Origin of the sequence: Roseibium hamelinense (genome assembly GCF_007830545.1) — a bacterium.
In the GTDB taxonomy this organism is placed as follows: Bacteria; Pseudomonadota; Alphaproteobacteria; order Rhizobiales; family Stappiaceae; genus Roseibium; species Roseibium hamelinense.
This window is the reverse complement of sequence record NZ_VLLF01000003.1, coordinates 395922-411584: the sequence shown is the minus strand read 5'-3', so window position 1 is coordinate 411584 and position 15663 is coordinate 395922. Positions and strand designations below refer to the sequence as shown.

Sequence of the window (15663 nt, the reverse complement as noted above, 5' to 3'; positions counted from 1 at the left end):
CAGGCTCTGGCAACCGGCGAAAACCTGGAAATCGAAGTCGCTTTCTGGCGCACCTCGACCGCAGGCCAGCAGGAGCACTACTTCACCGTCAAGTACACCGACGCGGTTCTGGTTGAAGGCAAGCACCTGCTGCCGGACGTCAACGACGACAAAAACGCTTCCCGCGGCGATCTCGACCAGTGGTTCTTCAGCTACCGCAAAGCCGAGTGGACCCACGAAAAAGCCGGCACATCCGGTTCCGACGACTGGCGCGCTCCGGTCACATCATAACCGGATCTCCCCCTTCTGCCGGGGGCCCGCCCTTAAGACCTCCGGCAGAAAAGCCGTCCCCATGCCCCGGGGACGGCTTTTTGATGTCAGCCAAAACCTGTCAGGATTGGGGGGCGAACGACGCCTCGGCAATGTCCTTCAGGTCAGAAAACACACCCGGCGCGCCGACAATAACCCTGGTTCCCTTGGCCAGGACGCTGTGGCCGTCAAATTCAGCCACCTTGCCGCCGGCCTCGCGCATGATCAGCATGCCGGCCAGACAGTCCCAGGCATGCATGTGCGATTCCAGATACCCGATCAGCCGCCCGGATGCGGCATAGGCCAGCATCAATCCGCCCGATGCATTCCGGAAGAACACGCCGCCCTTCGACACGAGGCCACCGATCGCGTTTATCGCGTCCGTTGCCTTGCTCCGGCCGTTGAATCCGATGCCCACCGAACCGCGGGCCAGTGTATCTGTTGAGGATGCACGGATCGGCTTGTTGTTGACAAAAGCACCCGCCCCCCGTTTTGCCCGGAAGGTTTCGCCGGCAATGGGATCCCGGATCACGCCGATAATGGTCTCGTCCGCAAAGGTGCAGGCCAGGATCACGCACCATTGCGGAATACCAGCGACAAAATTGGCGGTGCCGTCGATCGGATCGATCACCCAAGTGTAGCCGGTGGTGCCATCCACATTCTCGTGCTCCTCGCCGACGATACCGTCATCCGGAAAGGCTTTGGCAAGTTCGGCACGGATCAGCGTTTCAACGTCGCGATCTGCTTCGGACACCAGGTCCTGATGGCCTTTTTCGCTGATCGTCAGCGTATCGAGACGCTTGAAATACTCAAGAGCGAGCTCTCCGGCCTTTTCGGCAAGAGCACACGCAAAATCAAAGCGTTCTGACGCCATGTTCAAGAACTCCATCAAAAACGGGTTGCGCGCCCGATCCCACTCTATGGCAGCGAACAGTGCATAGGCCGGAAACGGAAACACGGATATGACAGGATGCCGTCCCTAGCGCTTTTTCCGCGCAACATAGGGGTTTTCGCCCTTGCGATAGGAAAAGCGGATCGGCGTGCCGTGAATGTTGAAGGTCTGCCGCAGGGAATTCACCAGGTAGCGTGTGTAGCTTTCCGGCAGCTGTTCAGGGCGCGAGCAAAACGCGATGAAATGTGGCGGCCTGGTTTTCGGCTGGGTCAGATAGCGAAGGCGCACACGCCGGCCCGCAACGGCAGGCGGCGGATGATTGACAGTTACACGCTCGAGCCAGCGGTTGAGTTTGGCAGTCGATACCCGGGCATTCCAAGCGTCATATGCGGTAAACACGCTTTCCATCAGCTTGTCGACACCTTGACCATGCATACCGGACAAGGTGGCAATCTGAACGCCGCGGATTTGATTGAAATACCGCTCGTTGGCGTCGCGGATTTTCTTCCAGGCGGCTTCCCGGTCTTCAATCAGGTCCCACTTGTTGATCGCGACCACCAGGGCACGGCCCTCCCGCGCAACAAGGTCGATGATCTGCAGATCCTGCTTTTCGAACGAATTGGTCGCGTCCAGTGTGATGACAACGACCTCGGCAAACTTGATGGCTCTCAGCGCATCGGCAACGGAGAGCTTTTCCAGCTTTTCCTGAACACGCGCCTTACGCCGGATGCCGGCCGTGTCGAACAGCTTTATGTGCCGGTCGCGCCACTCCCAATCGACGGAAATGGAATCACGTGTGATTCCCGCTTCCGGACCAGTCAGCATGCGGTCTTCGCCAAGCAGCTTGTTGATCAACGTCGATTTGCCGGCGTTCGGACGGCCAACAATTGCAACCCGGAGCGGGCGCTCTCTTGTGCCAACCGGGTCTTCCGCGTCGATCAGCTCACCCTCTTCATCGACATCGACATTGGTGACCGCCTCCTCCTTGGCGGCGGCCTCTTCGGCGTCAACCTGGTCGACATAGGGCTTGAGCGCATCGTAAAGGTCTGCCAGGCCCTCGCCGTGTTCGGCAGACACCGCGATCGGTTCACCCAGCCCAAGCGAGTAGCTCTCAAACAGGCCGCTTTCACCGGCCCGCCCCTCAGCCTTGTTGGCCAACAGGATCACCGGCCGCGTGGTCTTGCGCGCGACTTCGGCAAAATGGGCATCAAGCGGGGTCACGCCTGCACGGGCATCAATCACGAACAAAACCGCATCGGCGGTCTCAATCGCCTCTTCGGTCTGGCGGCGCATGCGGCCCTCCAGGCTCGCAGAATCAGCATCTTCAAGTCCGGCAGTGTCGACAATCGTAAAACGAAGGTCGCCGAGGCGCGCCTCTCCTGGCCGCCGGTCGCGGGTCACGCCCGGTGTGTCATCCACCAGCGCCAGGCGTTTGCCGACCAGGCGGTTGAAGAGTGTTGATTTGCCGACATTCGGCCGGCCAATAATGGCGACAGTAGCGCCCACGTCCTGTACTCCTTATCCGCCGTCCTGCGGCCGGATCATCAATTAAACGCTGCGACCGCGCTGTCACCATCCAGAACGATCATACGTCCTCCGGCAACGATAGGTGTCACGAAAACATCCGTATTCACCGGCTGGGTTGTCATGATCTGCCCCGAGGCCGCGTCGACGGCTGCGAACTGCCCGTCACTCGACATGGCGACCAAGGCGCCATTTGCAAGGATTGGCCCGGCCCAGTTGCGGCGGCGCTTTTTCTTTGTCGGGCGCGGCAAGGTGGTGGCCCAGAGAGTTTCGCCGGTTTTACGGTCGAGGGCGACCATGCGGTCATCCAGATCGACCATGAACAGCGCGTTGCCGGATACAACGGGCGTATGCACGCTGCCCAGGTCCTGCGCCCATTGGCGTTGCCCGGTGCGCAGGGAAGATGCGATCGTGCGCCCGGCTACACCGGTCGCATAAACGGTGTCACCGGCAATCACAGGGCTGGCGGAAACATCGGCCAAGCCGGATAGCGCAAGCGTGCGGAAGCCGCGCGCAACGCCGTCGATCCACTTTGGTTCACCGGTCTTGATGTCAATCGCCATCAGCTCGCCGGAGGAAAACGGCACCACGACCGTATTGCCCGAAACAGCAGGGTTCGCGGCCGACAAAAGGCCGGCAGTCTCGTCAATGCCGATATAGGACCAGGCTTCGGTCCCGTCCTCGACGTTCAACGCATAAACTTCGTTGGACTGGGTCACCACAAAAACGTGCCCTGCCCCGACCGTTGGTGCACTGCGGGCCGGTGTATCGAGCTCGGCGGTCCAAAGAACGCGGCCCGAGCCGGCCTCAAGTGCGGCCACCTGGCGGTATCCGGTCGCAGCAATCACCCGCCCGCCCGATACGGCCACACCGCCGCCGGGCGCGATGCCGTTCTCGCCTTCCGGCCTGAGGTTTTGCGTCCAGGCCCGGCCGCCATTGGTAGACAGGGCGACCACCTCGCCGGACGGCTTGTAAACATAGATCCGCCCGCCGGCGCTCACCGGGCGCGACGACACCCGCAAGGAGGAGGACGTCAAACCGCCACCGGAGGCTCCGATATTGGAGCGCCATGCACGCTGTCCGGAAACGGAAACAGCAACATTGCCCGGATCATTGCGTTCGCCACCTCCGGCCATCGGCCAGTCCTGACCGCCGGTCGCCTGACCAACCGACGCCGTGCCGCCCGCAGCCGCAAGAGCCGGATCAACGCCTTCAAACACTGGCTGGCGTTCACCTTCGAGAATTTCCTCATTGCCGAAGGGATTTAGCGAGCCGGTCACATCGCTGATCGTGCCGCAACCGACAAGGAACGCACTGAGGCCGACCGCGCAGCCGATGGCGCGCAGATTTGCGCTGAAGGATACGGTCATTCTTGGCTGGCCTCCTCGCCAGAAGTCTCCGGTGCGCCGTATTGGGAGCGGATCACCTGATTCAAAATGCCCACGCGCCGCGTCACATCGGCTGGCGCTTCTGCATCATCACGGATCTGCTCAATCCAGTTGCGGGCAGCGTCAATGTCGCCGGCTTTCCATGCGGCGACCGCCATGATTTCGCGCGCAGCGGCGCGGAACGGTTCGCCGGCGGCCGTCAGGCCTTCAACGCGGTCGGCTACAGCAGAATAGTCTTCAAGATCAATCGCCAGATATCCGGCGCGCAACGCAGCAACATCCTGCAAGGCGCCGGCGACCGAGCTGTCCCGGGCGACGGCGTCGAAGGCTGCCAGAGCTTCTTCCTTTCGCCCCTCCTGGTCGAGCGAGGTTGCGCTGCGCAACCGCGCCAGAACCGGGTAACCGCCAATCGATTGCTCAAGCTGATTGAACAGTGCCTGGGCGTCCTGATAGTTGCCTTCGTCTGCAAGCCTGGATGCTTCAAAGAACGTATCGCCGGCTTCCTGAGCTTTCTGAGATTCCCAATAAATCCATCCGCGGTAACCGGCGGTTCCCGCAATGATCAGAACGGCGGCGGCGATGATCCATACGCCAAAGCGATCCCAAAGCCGACTGTATTTTTCCTTGCGGATGTCTTCATCGACTTCACGAAAGATATCGGACATTCGTCTCTTTTTCCTCAGTTCGCTTCAACGGGTCACGCTTAGGCCTACCCGAACCGGATGATGCGCTGAGCTATCATCAGATGTGGGCTGTTTTCAACGGTTTGATGGCGCAAGTGAGGCAGGACGTGAGCAAATGCCTTTTGCGCCAGAATAGATGTGCCTGATTATGTCAAGGGAACGCCAATGACAAGCGCATGGCCCTTCCAAACAAACAAACCGTACAGAATCAGCCCGGCGATGATCACGAATCCGTCGATATAGGGGCGGTTTTCATCGATATGCAGCGCAACGGACGGCTCGCCTCCATGCCGGCGTTTGACCGAGATACGGTCCGCCACCGCCCAGACCAGAAAACTGCCGAACAAAATCACTGAGGCAAGGTCCCCGCGCACCAACAGATGCGAGAAGGCCCACAGTTTGATCGCCACCAGCATCGGGTGCTTGAAGGTTCGCTTCAGCCGACCTTGGACATAGGCTGCGATCAACAACGGAAACACCGGAACCATGAGCAGCATGACGAGATGCCCCGTCCACTCCGGCGGATAGTACAAAATCGGCGGCTGACCGCGGACCATGCCATAGCCATAGATCATGACGACGAAACTGGCGATTGAGGCGATCGAATAGACCGCGCGATACGGCATGTCGCCCATCTGCGCGACGATCGCCGCCCGGCGCTCCGGAAACATCGGAAGCGTATGAAGGCCAAAAAAGACAATCAAACCAACTAGAAAATAGAGCATATCCGCCATCTTCCGGGCGCAAAGCGCAGCCCGGCTCCCTCTCAAAATATCGCAACGAGCGGCAGTCTAGAAAGGCAGGGGAAACCGTCAACCGGATTCGGCTGTTCCCAGCTGGCTTTGTCCCACGGTATCAGCTCAACAAGGCCTTGGCATCCTCGGGCGAAAGCTGTTCGGGGCGGTCGCCGGGCGTTTCAACGTCAACGAACGCTCCGATCTCTGCCGACTTTAAAATGGACAGCGCGGTATCCAGCGCATGCATCGCAAGGCCCATGGAGCATCGATATGCGTTTTTCAACTTTATGGCCTGTGCCATGTCGGCAAGGCCTGCCGCACGGTAGTTTGCCAGCGATTTTGTACCATTGCTCTGGTTTGGCCGAGAGAACGGATGTGCGCTGGCATCCAGCATTTGCGGCACATTGCCATGGACGGTCAAATGCACATCGCCCCCGAAAAACAGCGGATCCGGCAGCACAAGGGTTCCCTCCGTTCCGTAGATCTCGATCGGAAAATGCCGGTGGGCCACCACGTCCCAGCTGGTTGATAGCGTGATATTCGCGCCGCTTTCAAACTGCAATAGTGCTTGTACCGTGGTTGGCGTTTGAACCGGAAACCGCTCGCCTTTACGCGCCCCGGAGGTGATTTCGCGTTCCAGTGTCCCGATGGCACTCATGGCTGCGACACGGGCCACCGGACCAAGCAAATTGACCAGATGAGTGATGTGATAAAGGCCGTAAAGCATCAACGGACCGGCGCCAGGCCGATAGAAGATATCCGGATGCGGATGCCGCGTTTCCATGCCCGGCATCATCATGAAACAGGTTCCAGACACCACGGTGCCGATCCGGCCGCTGTCGATTGCGACCCGGGCCGCCTGAAATGCCCCTCCCAAAAAACTGTCCGGTGCGGCACCAACCTTGAGCTTCCTGGTCATCGCGATGGACAACATAGCTTGCATTTGTTCGAAATCCGTGACGAGGGGAAGCTCGGAATAAAGATGCTTGTTGGCATTCAGAATCTGTTTCGAAATCGCCCAATGCGCGTCGGGTTCTGTCAGATTGACGATGATGTCCAGATCGTCTGCGGCCAGAAGATCATGCACCGTTTGTGAGCGGATGCCGTTGGCCGCCGCCGCATGGTCAGCCATCTCCCGGTTCAGATCGGCGCAGGCTTTGATTTCAAGACCGCCAAACAATGGAATGAGCTTGAAATATGTTCGCGAAATATTTCCGCATCCCACAATGCCGATACCGGTCTTGCCTGCCATGGAACACCTCTATTGCCCGTCGCCAACTGCCACTGGGCAACAAAATGCCGTAAGGTCATTTAATTTTTCGGAAAATTCTCAGGGTCGGGTTTCAACCGTGGACCCTGACGCACCGACGCGGGTCATGGGTTTGCCTTGTCCTGACAGAAAAAGGCTGGCAAGGACGACCGCCACGAGCAGCGGGACGCATGCCGAGTAAAGAGCAAGTACTGCAAACTGCTCAGCGGAAGCCGCCCAGTTGACGAACGGATAGAGAAGCGGAAACAGCCACAGGTGAGCCGCGTGGGCCTGAAAGGCCGATGAATGCGGTTGTTGGGCCGGCATGACCATCATCAACCCGGCGCAAATGAAGGCCCAGTCATACAGCGCAAAGGATGGTGCGGCCAGAGGAATGCAGAGCATGGTCAGGCCGATTGCCCTGCGCCGGTTCGGCGCACGGGCCGTTCGATACACAATGACAGCAGCCAAAAGGATCGCCGCCCCCTGGATCAAACGGCGCAGCGCCGGATCGGCGCCCAATTTACCGATGGAGGAGTCGACCGAAACCATGAGCGGAAACACCTGGTTCAGATGGGCAGAATGAGCGCCCTCTGTCAGGGAGTGAATGAACACGGCCCACAATTCCACTCCGTAAAACGCAGCCGATGCGGCTATCAAGGCAAGCGTGAAGCAGGATGCACAAATGATTGCCGTCCACGCCCGCACGCCAAGCAAAAAAACCGGAACAAGCAGTCCGTATTGCGGCTTGATGGTCGCCAGTGCCAGCAGGATACCCGCCAAAAGCGGACGCTCCTTGCACACCAAAAGGCCAGCAACGATCAGCAACACAAATACCGGAGCAAGTTGCAGATAATCCAAGGAATAAAAGGCGGCAGGTGATAGCATAAGCACCGCTGCGGCCGGGATCTTGGTATCCGGCCAGACCTGCCACCCGATCAACGCCAAAAGAACTGCTGTTGCGAGCAGAAAGAAGAGTTTCGCAACCCAATAGGGCATGAGTGCCAAAGGCTGAAAAAAGAACAGCGCATAAGGTGGGTTCAGATAGAGCAGCTCGTCATTTTCAGCGCCAAGCCCAAGCCGGAAGGACGTGGGCTCGTAAGCCTTGGCCGCAATTCCCTGAAGGGCCATTTGTCCAGCGCGGTAGAACGCTGCAAGGTCCTCGGAAGCAGCGTCGAACAAGGATGCAGGCAGCAGGAAAATCGGCCCGGACAAGGCTGCCAGAAAAATCGCGGTTGCCGCGCATGACACGAGAACTGCCACTGCGAAAAGGCGTCCGCCACAATGGTCAATGAAGGCAGCCATTCGGTTCTTCAGCCCGCTCCCGATCCGTGGTTTCGCCGAAGCTGCGCGCATTTCGTAAAAAAGACGATAAGGGCGGCCTTGTATTTCCGCTCAGCCAGCCGAGCGGAACGGGTTCTTACCCGGCTTGGGCAATAACGGCATCAGCTGCCGCAATCCCGCTTTCAAAGGCATATTCCACCCGGGCCCCGAGGCACCAGTCTCCACACAGGAGAAGCGGCAGGTCACCGGAGGCCAAAAACGGCTTTCCGGCCGGTACGCGGGTCTTGGCATACCGCCATCTATGCGCCGTCAAATAGTCTGGCGGAGGCAGGCGGAGGCCAATCTGCTTTTCAGCCTGTGCCAGCACGAGTGGCGCGATCTGGTCCGGTTCAAGCTCAAGATGGGTCCTGCTCCACTCCGGGCTTGCATGCAAGACCAAGGATGTGCCCTGTACGGGCCGGCCGGGTTTCGAGCCGTTGACGGCAATCCATGCAACGTCGGCCAGCGCATCGGCATAAAGATCGTATTCGAGCTCCAACGCGATGTTGAACCCGGCCATGACGGCCCAGCACGGGTCTACTTCGACCCGCGATAATTCGGCGGCAAGGCCGTCATCCTTACCTTCGAGCAAGTCCTGCGCCTGCACAGACGGAATTGCCAGCACGAGGCCGTCAAACGGTCCCGCTTGTTCGCCGTCTTCCGTCTGGAGACGCCAGCCCTCCGACGCATAATCAATCGACACGATGCGTGTCCCAGTTGTGACACTCAGCCCGTCAGCAAACGCTTTCGGCAGTGCATTCATGGCCGGCTGGCCGACCCACCAGCCCTCGCTTTCAAGCGTCACTCCATCAGCGATTTCTGGCTGCCAACGACTGGCCGCGGCCATTTGCTCCAGCTCAGCCTGGAACGTTTGAGATCGCGCGGTGAAAAACTGCGCCCCATGATCAAAGACAAACGGTCCCTCGGTACGCCGGGTGGCCATGCGTCCACCCAGGCCCCGTCCCTTGTCAAACACCGTCACCGCATAGCCTGCGCGGTGCAACTTCCTGGCGGCAGCAAGCCCGGCAAGACCGGCGCCAACAACCGCTATCCGGGACGATGAAACTTTTTGCAGCATGGGTCTAAGGATGCCTCTTTAAGCGCTGGAACGGTCGATAGAGGTGAACCGCGACTGCCCGGTCCACGTAGGACGAAGCAAGTTGCAATCAATGTTTGGGAGTCCTGTTATGCACTCGGTTTGGACCCAATTCCAATCGGTGACGTTCGTTGCTGCCGCTTTCCTGTCTCTTGCGGTGCCCGGCGGCGCGGTCGCGCAATCCCCGGCATCCGCGCATGCATTCGCTTTTGATTTGCCGAACGGTGAACAGCTGCCGTTGTCATCTTTTGCTGGAAAAGCGGTCTTGGTGGTGAATACCGCCACCGAGTGCGGGTTCAAGAACCAGATCGGCGATCTCCAGGATCTCCACGAGCGCTATTCGGACAAAGGCCTGGTTGTCGTGGGCGTGCCGTCAAACGACTTCGGCGGGCAGGAACCACGGGCCAATGACGAGATCGCCGGCTTTTGTGAAGCGCGCTATGGCGCGAAATTTCCCATGACCAACAAAACCCGTGTCAAGGGCGAGGACGCGCACCCGTTTTATCAATGGGCGGTCGCCGAACTCGGCGATGCATCGCGTCCGTATTGGAACTTTCACAAGTACCTGATTGGTCCGGACGGCAAATTGGTCACTTTCTTCCCCACACCGACGCGGCCAACCTCAACCGAGGTGACAAGCAAGGTCGAACAGGTTATTGCGGCCCTGCCTGCGGCAGATGAGGCAGCCCCCCAAAACTGATCCGGATCCTCGTATGACCTCTTTCCCTTCCTCGACCGGCACGAGAAATTCCATGCCGGGCGGCGCGGACGCGACAACCATCCCGCGGGCGGCGCTTATTCTTGGCGCTGCCGGCTTCATCCCGTTCGCACTTTTTTGCGTAGCCGCCATCATGGCACCGCCGCGCTACGTTCTGCAGGCGCATTTCGCTTTGAATTTTTATGGTGCGGTAATCCTGTCATTCATGGGCGGTGTGCATTGGGGACTGGAAATGGCGCGGCAGCAACACGACGCCAATGCGCCCACCTTCAAGGCGCTCGGCATTTCGGTCCTCCCATCGCTGGCTGCCTTCGCGGCGCTTGCCATGCCCGTCCACTACGGCGCGGTCGCGCTCGCCGTCTGTTTCGCCCTGCTGCTGGCCTATGATCTTTATTGCGCGAAGGCCGGCCTTGCTCCGGCCTGGTACCCAAAGTTGCGCATTCCCCTGACCATCGCGGTCTGTCTAGCCGTGCTGCTGCCAAGTGCGGTCTGACACGGTTTCCTGACGTCAACTGGTCGTGCAGTTGGCGCAGGTTCCGCGCAGCTCGATGGTCGTTTTAGCGAGAGCGAATTTCTCCTGCCGGGACCATGCCTGCAGAGATTGAAGCGCGGCATCGGGTGCAAACTCGTCCACCTTGCCGCAGTCTTCGCAAATGGCAAAGGCTGCGGTTTTGTGTTCACCGCAATCAACCGGATGGCTGCAGGCCACAAACGCATTCAGGCTTTCCAGCCGGTGCACAAGCCCGATTTCCACCAGTTTGTCCAATGCCCGGTAAACCTGCAAGGGTGCACGGAAGCCATCGTCACGCAAAAGATCAAGGATCGCATAGGCTGTGAGCGGCCCTTCTGCGCCTGTCAGCGCTCCAAACACGAGGCCCTGGTTTTTGGTCAGATCGGGTTTGGCATGTGAATGAGCGGTCATGGCAATCTCTATCTCACGCGCGTGTCTTCAGAACGGCTCAGGAAAGGCAAAGGCAGCAAGCTGACGATGAACAGCCCGAGGGCCGCAACGACAATTGACGGTCCGGACGGCGTGTCAAACTTGAGCGACCCGAACAATCCGCCAACGACCGCCGCCCCCCCGATGCCGGCAGCAAGAGCTGCCATCGCTTCGGGTCCGGGTGCAAGACGGCGTGCGGCCGCCGCTGGTATGATCAGCAAGGCTGTGATCAGAAGAACACCGACAATCTTCATGGCGATCGCGATGACAACAGCCATAAGCATCATGAAGATGAGATTGGCACGCTCGGGATGCATGCCCTCAGCCGCGGCGAGTTCGGGACTGACCGTGCCGGCAAAAAGCGGCCGCCAGACAAAGGCCAGCACCGCCAAAACGAATGTTCCGCCTGCATAGATAATCGCCAGATCCGATTTGGAGACGGCCAGAATATCGCCAAACAGCAATCCAATCAGATCGATGCGGACAAAGGTCAGAAACGCCAAGCATACCAAGCCGATCGCCAGAGCCGAATGCGACAGCAATCCAAGCAGGGCATCAGCGGGCAGCGTATCATTGCGCCGCAAGACAAGTAGCAGCAGCGACAGGCCGACGCTGACCGCAAACACCGCCAGCATGGTATTGACCTGAAGCAGCAGCGACAGCGCCACGCCCAGCAAAGCCGCGTGCGACAACGTATCGCCGAAATAGGCCATCCGGCGCCAGACGATGAAGCAGCCAAGCGGCCCCGCGACCAGAGCCACGCCAATTCCGGCAATCAAGGCGCGGGTAAAAAAATCATCCAGCATTGGCCGCCCGCTTTTCGTCTGCGCTGCTCCCGCCACCCGCGCTCTGTGTGCCGTGATCGCCGTGATCGTGATCCGGATGGCAATGATCACTCACCGTACCGTCTGCATGGCGAACGCGGCCGTCGGGCAAATGAACATGGTCGTGATGATGCTGATAGAACGCGATCGCGCCGCCGGCCCTTGCACCGTATAGCGCCTGAAAACCGGGATCCTGCGAAACATCCGTCGGCGTTCCGCGGCAGCACACGTGGCCGTTCAGGCACACAACCTGGTCGGTGGCCGCCATGACGACATGCAGATCATGCGAGATCATCAAGACACCGCATTTCAACCGGTTGCGCAGTTCCTGGATGAGATTGTAAATCGCAATCTCACCCGAATAGTCCACCCCCTGCACCGGCTCGTCCAGGACCAGCAGATCCGGTTTGCGGGCAATTGCGCGGGCCAAGAGGACGCGCTGCATTTCGCCACCGGACAGGTTGCGGACCTCGGATTTCGCCAGATGCGTCACGCCGGTCTCGCCAAGCGCTGCGAACGCTTCGTCCCGGTTCACCTTGACCGTCAGGCTCATGAACCGCTCAACACTGAGCGGCAGGGTCCAGTCGATCATCAGTTTTTGCGGGACATACCCGACGCGAAGCCCGGTGCGCTGGCGCGCCGTGCCCTCGGTTGGTTTCAAGATGCCAAGCGCCATCTTGGCGCTGGTTGACTTTCCAGAGCCGTTTGGACCGATAAGGGTAACGATTTCACCCGGCTCGACGGTCAGATCGACCCCGCGGACCAGCCAGTCTCGGCCTTTTTGCACGCCCGCCTGCGTCAAGCTGACAAGCGGCGCGGTGTCCGTTTTCATGGACATTGACTACCTGTTTCAAAATTCGCCGGAACCAAGCGCTCCGAAATGTTATAGTGTTACGTTATAGGCTGTGAATACATACTGCGCAATGGCACCCTTGGCATGCGGCCAACTCTGCTTTGGACATTGCGGCCCGGAACGCCCTACCCGCTCAGCAGCCTTGGCAACATCAAGGCCAGAACCGGAAAACCGAGGATGAGCCCGACCCGGATCAGTTCGACGCCGAAAAACGGCATGACACCCCGGAATGTCTCGGTCATGGGAACATCTTTGGCCAGCGCATTGATGATAAACACATTCAGGCCGACGGGCGGCGTGATAAGCCCTAGCTCGACGACAATCAGCGCCAGGATCCCGAACCAGATTTTCAGCTCCTCCGGCCCCATGCCGAACGTGGCGGTGGCGGCCGTTGCATAGTCCCCGCCGTTGAGATCAACAAGGACCGGCCAGAAAAACGGCACCACGACGAGGATCATGGCGAGCGATTCCATGAAGCATCCAAGAATGACCAGAATGATCAGCATCGCGATCAGGATAACCCAGGGATCAAGTCCGCTGGACCCGGCCCAGGTCGCCATCGCCGACGGCAGGCCCGCGCGGGTGAAAAACCCTTTCAGCACCTCGGCCCCGAACAGAATGAAGTAAATCATGCCGCTGGTCACTGCCGTGTCGAGCAAAGCGCTGCGCATGCCCGGCAGTGTCAATCCCGGTTCGCCCCAAAGCCGCTGGGCAAAGCCGTAGACAAGAATGGCAAACACGCCGACACCTGCCGCAGGTGTCGGGGTAAACAGACCGATCCCAAGGCCCAGGATGATCGCGCCGAAAATCAGCAAGACCGGCAATAACCGCCACAACGCACGCCGCCGCTCCTCAGGTTCCATAACCGATTGTGTCGGTGCCAGATCCGGCTTGAGCCGCACCAAAACAGCGATCACCGTAATGAAGAACACCACCGCAATAACGCCGGGAACAATCGCGGCCCGGAACATCTCGATGATCGAGGCTTCGACAATGACCGCATAAATCACCAAGGCAACAGAGGGCGGAATAAGAATTCCGAGCGTTCCACCGGCTGCCAAAGCACCGGTTGCCAGACGCGGTGCATAGTTCAGTTTGCGCAATTCCGGCAAGGCGACCCGCCCCATAGTGGAGGCCGTGGCCAAGGACGATCCGCACACGGCGCCAAATCCGGCGCATGCGCCAATGGCGGACATCGCCACCCCGCCGCGGAACCGCCCCATCAGCGCATTCATGCCCCGAAACAAATCCCGGCTCAAATTGGCTTGGCTGGCCAGATAGCCCATCAGCACGAACAGCGGCACGACCGATAGATCGTAATTGGCCATGTTGTTCCACAGCAGCGACTTGAACTGCCTGAGATAGGGCTCAAACCGGATGTAGGAGACCATCTGCGACAGAACGAATGTGCCGCCGATGCCGACCACCAGCATGGCCAGACCGACCGGCATGCGCAGCGCCAACAAGACGAACAAAACAGCCAGGCCGCCAATACCGACCAGTTCCAACTCACCCATAGGACTTGCCTCCCGCCGCCTGATAGAGCGAGACCAGCGCCCAGAGCCCCATGGACACGATGCCCGGGAAATACCACGGCCACTCGCTCCAGCCCAATATGGCGGTCACAGTGCCGTCCGACCGGCTTTCCAGCATGCCGATCCACATCCAATAGGCGAGAAATACAGCCAGTGCCGCGCTCAAAAACGTCCAGAACCGGTCCAAGGCCCCGCGAAGCCATTCGGGAAAGGACTGAACAAAAAGCTCGACCGCGACATGGCCGCGTTTCATCTGACAATACGGGAAAAAGCTCAGTGCAGCGGCACTGACCGCCAACCGGACAAAATCTTCATATCCCGGGAGGGCAGACACATAGATGCCGAAGGGCTTCAAGGCGGAATCCAGCATAAAAGCGCCGACATTGACCGCTGTGACCAGCACAATGGCGATGGCGAGGACACCCCCCAACAACGCCCAGAATGTGACCGCCCTATGCAGTGCAGCGACCATTTTGCTCCCCATTCACAATTCAGGCGGGCGCCAGAACACCGTGCCGCCCGCCTGTTGTCAGCTTACGCCGGTCAGTGCCTCGCTGACGAGGCTCCCGCCGATCAGTTTCCAGATTGCGCGCCGATAGATTCTTGCGCGGCTTTCACCATTCCAGCACCGTCCATGCCGTTGCTGTCTGCTTCGGCGATCCATCGGTCGATGACTTCCTGTGCTTTCGCGTCGAATGCCGCCATTTCGTCTTCGGTCAATGTGATCAGCTCTCCGCTTTCGGCGCGCAAGCTCTTTCCGTCGCCTTCGGAGCCATCCCATACTGCGCCATATGTGCTTGCAATATTGGACATGGAGTGATCGTCGATCACCTTTTTCAGATCATCGGGCAGGCTGTCGTAACGGTCCTTGTTCATTGCGATCATGAAGGTCGCCGTGCCGAAGCGTTCACCGCCGGGGCCCTCTGTCGAATACTGGGTCAGCTCCTGCAGTTTTAATGGACGCATGATTTCAAACGGAACCATGGCCCCTGCAACAACGCCTTTTGAGAGCGCTTGCGGCAGATCCGGCACCGGCATGCCGACCGGCTCAGCGCCATAAGCTTCAATGGTCCAGCCGCCAATGCGCGACGGTGTGCGCAGTTTCAAGCCTTCCAGATCGGCAGGCGAGCGCACCGGTTTGTCGACCATGTGGAAGGCCTGTCCGCCATGCACATGCACCAGGATCGGGTGTACGTCCTTAAAGTCGTCTGCAATCATGTCGAACGACTCGGCAATGGCCACCGTCGTGTCTTCGGCAGAACCGCCATGAACCCCGGGCAGTTCGAAAACCTCGGTGCGCGGGAAAACGCCCGGTGTATAGCCGAGAACCGTCCAGACAATATCGACCACCCCGTCACGCACCTGGCTGTAAAGCTCCGGCGGTTTTCCGCCGAGCGACATGGCTGGGAAAATTTCCACCTTGATGCGTCCGTCAGAGGCCTCTTCGACGCTTCTGGCCCAAGGCTCGAGCATCTTGGAATGTGCCGGTGCTTTCGGCCCGAGGAAGTGGTGCAAGGTCAGCGTGACGTCTTGCGCGCTGGCCGGAAATGCGGCGACCGCCAGAGCGGCGGCTCCGGTCAACAAGGATACGATACGTTTCATGTGATCTCCTC

General features: G+C 59.4%; 17 protein-coding genes. 3 read left to right on the top strand and 14 right to left on the bottom strand.

Annotated features, from left to right (window positions below):
• A partial coding sequence (gene tssD, locus JM93_RS09360) for a type VI secretion system tube protein TssD (RefSeq protein ID WP_145342587.1) occupies positions 1-270 on the top strand: 270 nt, incomplete at its 5' end.
• Positions 271-370: 100 nt separating this feature from the next.
• Here tssD and JM93_RS09355 read toward each other — a convergent pair.
• From JM93_RS09355 to JM93_RS09320, 8 genes are all read right to left on the bottom strand, one after another.
• Positions 371-1246, bottom strand: a complete 876-nt coding sequence (locus JM93_RS09355; RefSeq protein ID WP_425280816.1) for an inositol monophosphatase family protein — start codon at positions 1244-1246, stop codon at positions 371-373.
• Between the two features lie 21 nt (positions 1247-1267).
• Complete coding sequence (der, locus tag JM93_RS09350) at positions 1268-2686, bottom strand: ribosome biogenesis GTPase Der (RefSeq protein WP_145342582.1); 1419 nt, start codon at positions 2684-2686, stop codon at positions 1268-1270.
• A 38-nt stretch (positions 2687-2724) separates the two neighbouring features.
• Positions 2725-4074 carry an outer membrane protein assembly factor BamB family protein gene (locus tag JM93_RS09345; RefSeq protein WP_145342580.1) on the bottom strand — a complete coding sequence of 450 codons (1350 nt, stop codon included), beginning with the start codon at positions 4072-4074 and terminating at the stop codon, positions 2725-2727.
• Positions 4071-4757, bottom strand: a complete 687-nt coding sequence (locus JM93_RS09340; protein WP_145342578.1) for a tetratricopeptide repeat protein — start codon at positions 4755-4757, stop codon at positions 4071-4073. Before JM93_RS09340 ends, JM93_RS09345 begins: the two co-directional genes overlap by 4 nt.
• A gap of 164 nt (positions 4758-4921) precedes the next feature.
• Positions 4922-5500: an NnrU family protein gene (locus JM93_RS09335; RefSeq protein WP_145342576.1), complete on the bottom strand. Its 579-nt coding sequence runs from the start codon at positions 5498-5500 to the stop codon at positions 4922-4924.
• A gap of 130 nt (positions 5501-5630) precedes the next feature.
• On the bottom strand, positions 5631-6764 hold the full coding sequence (locus JM93_RS09330) for a Gfo/Idh/MocA family protein (RefSeq protein WP_145342574.1): 1134 nt from the start codon (positions 6762-6764) through the stop codon (positions 5631-5633).
• 78 nt (positions 6765-6842) lie between these two features.
• Positions 6843-8066 (bottom strand): glycosyltransferase family 87 protein, encoded by a 1224-nt coding sequence (locus JM93_RS09325; protein WP_170230610.1) that lies wholly within the window; start codon positions 8064-8066, stop codon positions 6843-6845.
• Between the two features lie 115 nt (positions 8067-8181).
• A complete protein-coding gene (locus JM93_RS09320; RefSeq protein ID WP_145342570.1) occupies positions 8182-9162 on the bottom strand; it encodes an NAD(P)/FAD-dependent oxidoreductase in 981 nt (326 codons plus the stop codon).
• A 109-nt stretch (positions 9163-9271) separates the two neighbouring features.
• Between JM93_RS09320 and JM93_RS09315 the strand changes: the two genes are divergently transcribed.
• Entirely contained in the window at positions 9272-9880 is a 609-nt protein-coding gene (locus tag JM93_RS09315; protein WP_145342568.1) for a glutathione peroxidase, read from the top strand.
• A 13-nt stretch (positions 9881-9893) separates the two neighbouring features.
• A complete protein-coding gene (locus JM93_RS09310; protein ID WP_170230608.1) occupies positions 9894-10391 on the top strand; it encodes a DUF3429 domain-containing protein in 498 nt (165 codons plus the stop codon).
• Between the two features lie 15 nt (positions 10392-10406).
• Here the strand turns inward: JM93_RS09310 and JM93_RS09305 are convergent, their stop codons facing one another.
• The 6 genes from JM93_RS09305 to JM93_RS09280 all read right to left on the bottom strand — a co-directional run bounded on the left by JM93_RS09305 (position 10407) and on the right by JM93_RS09280 (position 15652).
• Positions 10407-10820, bottom strand: a complete 414-nt coding sequence (locus tag JM93_RS09305) for a Fur family transcriptional regulator (RefSeq protein ID WP_145342564.1) — start codon at positions 10818-10820, stop codon at positions 10407-10409.
• A gap of 8 nt (positions 10821-10828) precedes the next feature.
• Positions 10829-11644 (bottom strand): metal ABC transporter permease, encoded by an 816-nt coding sequence (locus tag JM93_RS09300; protein WP_145342562.1) that lies wholly within the window; start codon positions 11642-11644, stop codon positions 10829-10831.
• Positions 11634-12494, bottom strand: coding sequence for an ATP-binding cassette domain-containing protein (locus tag JM93_RS09295; protein WP_145342560.1), 861 nt, complete (start codon positions 12492-12494; stop codon positions 11634-11636). The genes JM93_RS09300 and JM93_RS09295 overlap by 11 nt, the downstream gene beginning before the upstream one ends.
• Positions 12495-12640: 146 nt before the next feature.
• Positions 12641-14032: a TRAP transporter large permease gene (locus JM93_RS09290; protein ID WP_145342558.1), complete on the bottom strand. Its 1392-nt coding sequence runs from the start codon at positions 14030-14032 to the stop codon at positions 12641-12643.
• Positions 14025-14522: a TRAP transporter small permease gene (locus JM93_RS09285; RefSeq protein ID WP_145342555.1), complete on the bottom strand. Its 498-nt coding sequence runs from the start codon at positions 14520-14522 to the stop codon at positions 14025-14027. The genes JM93_RS09290 and JM93_RS09285 overlap by 8 nt, the downstream gene beginning before the upstream one ends.
• A 101-nt stretch (positions 14523-14623) precedes the next feature.
• The gene (locus JM93_RS09280; protein ID WP_145342553.1) at positions 14624-15652 is read right to left on the bottom strand and encodes a TRAP transporter substrate-binding protein; all 1029 of its coding nucleotides are present in this window, start codon (positions 15650-15652) and stop codon (positions 14624-14626) included.
• Between the last annotated feature and the right edge of the window lie 11 nt (positions 15653-15663).

Bases quoted from the DNA above. Each gene is read 5' to 3' on its own strand.
- JM93_RS09320 (WP_145342570.1), bottom strand. From the start codon at position 9,162: ATGCTGCAAAAAGTTTCATCGTCCCGGATAGCGGTTGTTGGCGCCGGT.
- JM93_RS09315 (WP_145342568.1), top strand. From the start codon at position 9,272: ATGCACTCGGTTTGGACCCAATTCCAATCGGTGACGTTCGTTGCTGCC.
- JM93_RS09290 (WP_145342558.1), bottom strand. From the start codon at position 14,032: ATGGGTGAGTTGGAACTGGTCGGTATTGGCGGCCTGGCTGTTTTGTTC.
- JM93_RS09285 (WP_145342555.1), bottom strand. From the start codon at position 14,522: ATGGTCGCTGCACTGCATAGGGCGGTCACATTCTGGGCGTTGTTGGGG.
- JM93_RS09330 (WP_145342574.1), bottom strand. From the start codon at position 6,764: ATGGCAGGCAAGACCGGTATCGGCATTGTGGGATGCGGAAATATTTCG.
- JM93_RS09340 (WP_145342578.1), bottom strand. From the start codon at position 4,757: ATGTCCGATATCTTTCGTGAAGTCGATGAAGACATCCGCAAGGAAAAA.
- JM93_RS09300 (WP_145342562.1), bottom strand. From the start codon at position 11,644: ATGCTGGATGATTTTTTTACCCGCGCCTTGATTGCCGGAATTGGCGTG.
- JM93_RS09335 (WP_145342576.1), bottom strand. From the start codon at position 5,500: ATGCTCTATTTTCTAGTTGGTTTGATTGTCTTTTTTGGCCTTCATACG.
- JM93_RS09325 (WP_170230610.1), bottom strand. From the start codon at position 8,066: ATGGCTGCCTTCATTGACCATTGTGGCGGACGCCTTTTCGCAGTGGCA.
- JM93_RS09310 (WP_170230608.1), top strand. From the start codon at position 9,894: ATGACCTCTTTCCCTTCCTCGACCGGCACGAGAAATTCCATGCCGGGC.
- JM93_RS09295 (WP_145342560.1), bottom strand. From the start codon at position 12,494: ATGAAAACGGACACCGCGCCGCTTGTCAGCTTGACGCAGGCGGGCGTG.
- JM93_RS09345 (WP_145342580.1), bottom strand. From the start codon at position 4,074: ATGACCGTATCCTTCAGCGCAAATCTGCGCGCCATCGGCTGCGCGGTC.
- JM93_RS09305 (WP_145342564.1), bottom strand. From the start codon at position 10,820: ATGACCGCTCATTCACATGCCAAACCCGATCTGACCAAAAACCAGGGC.
- JM93_RS09280 (WP_145342553.1), bottom strand. From the start codon at position 15,652: ATGAAACGTATCGTATCCTTGTTGACCGGAGCCGCCGCTCTGGCGGTC.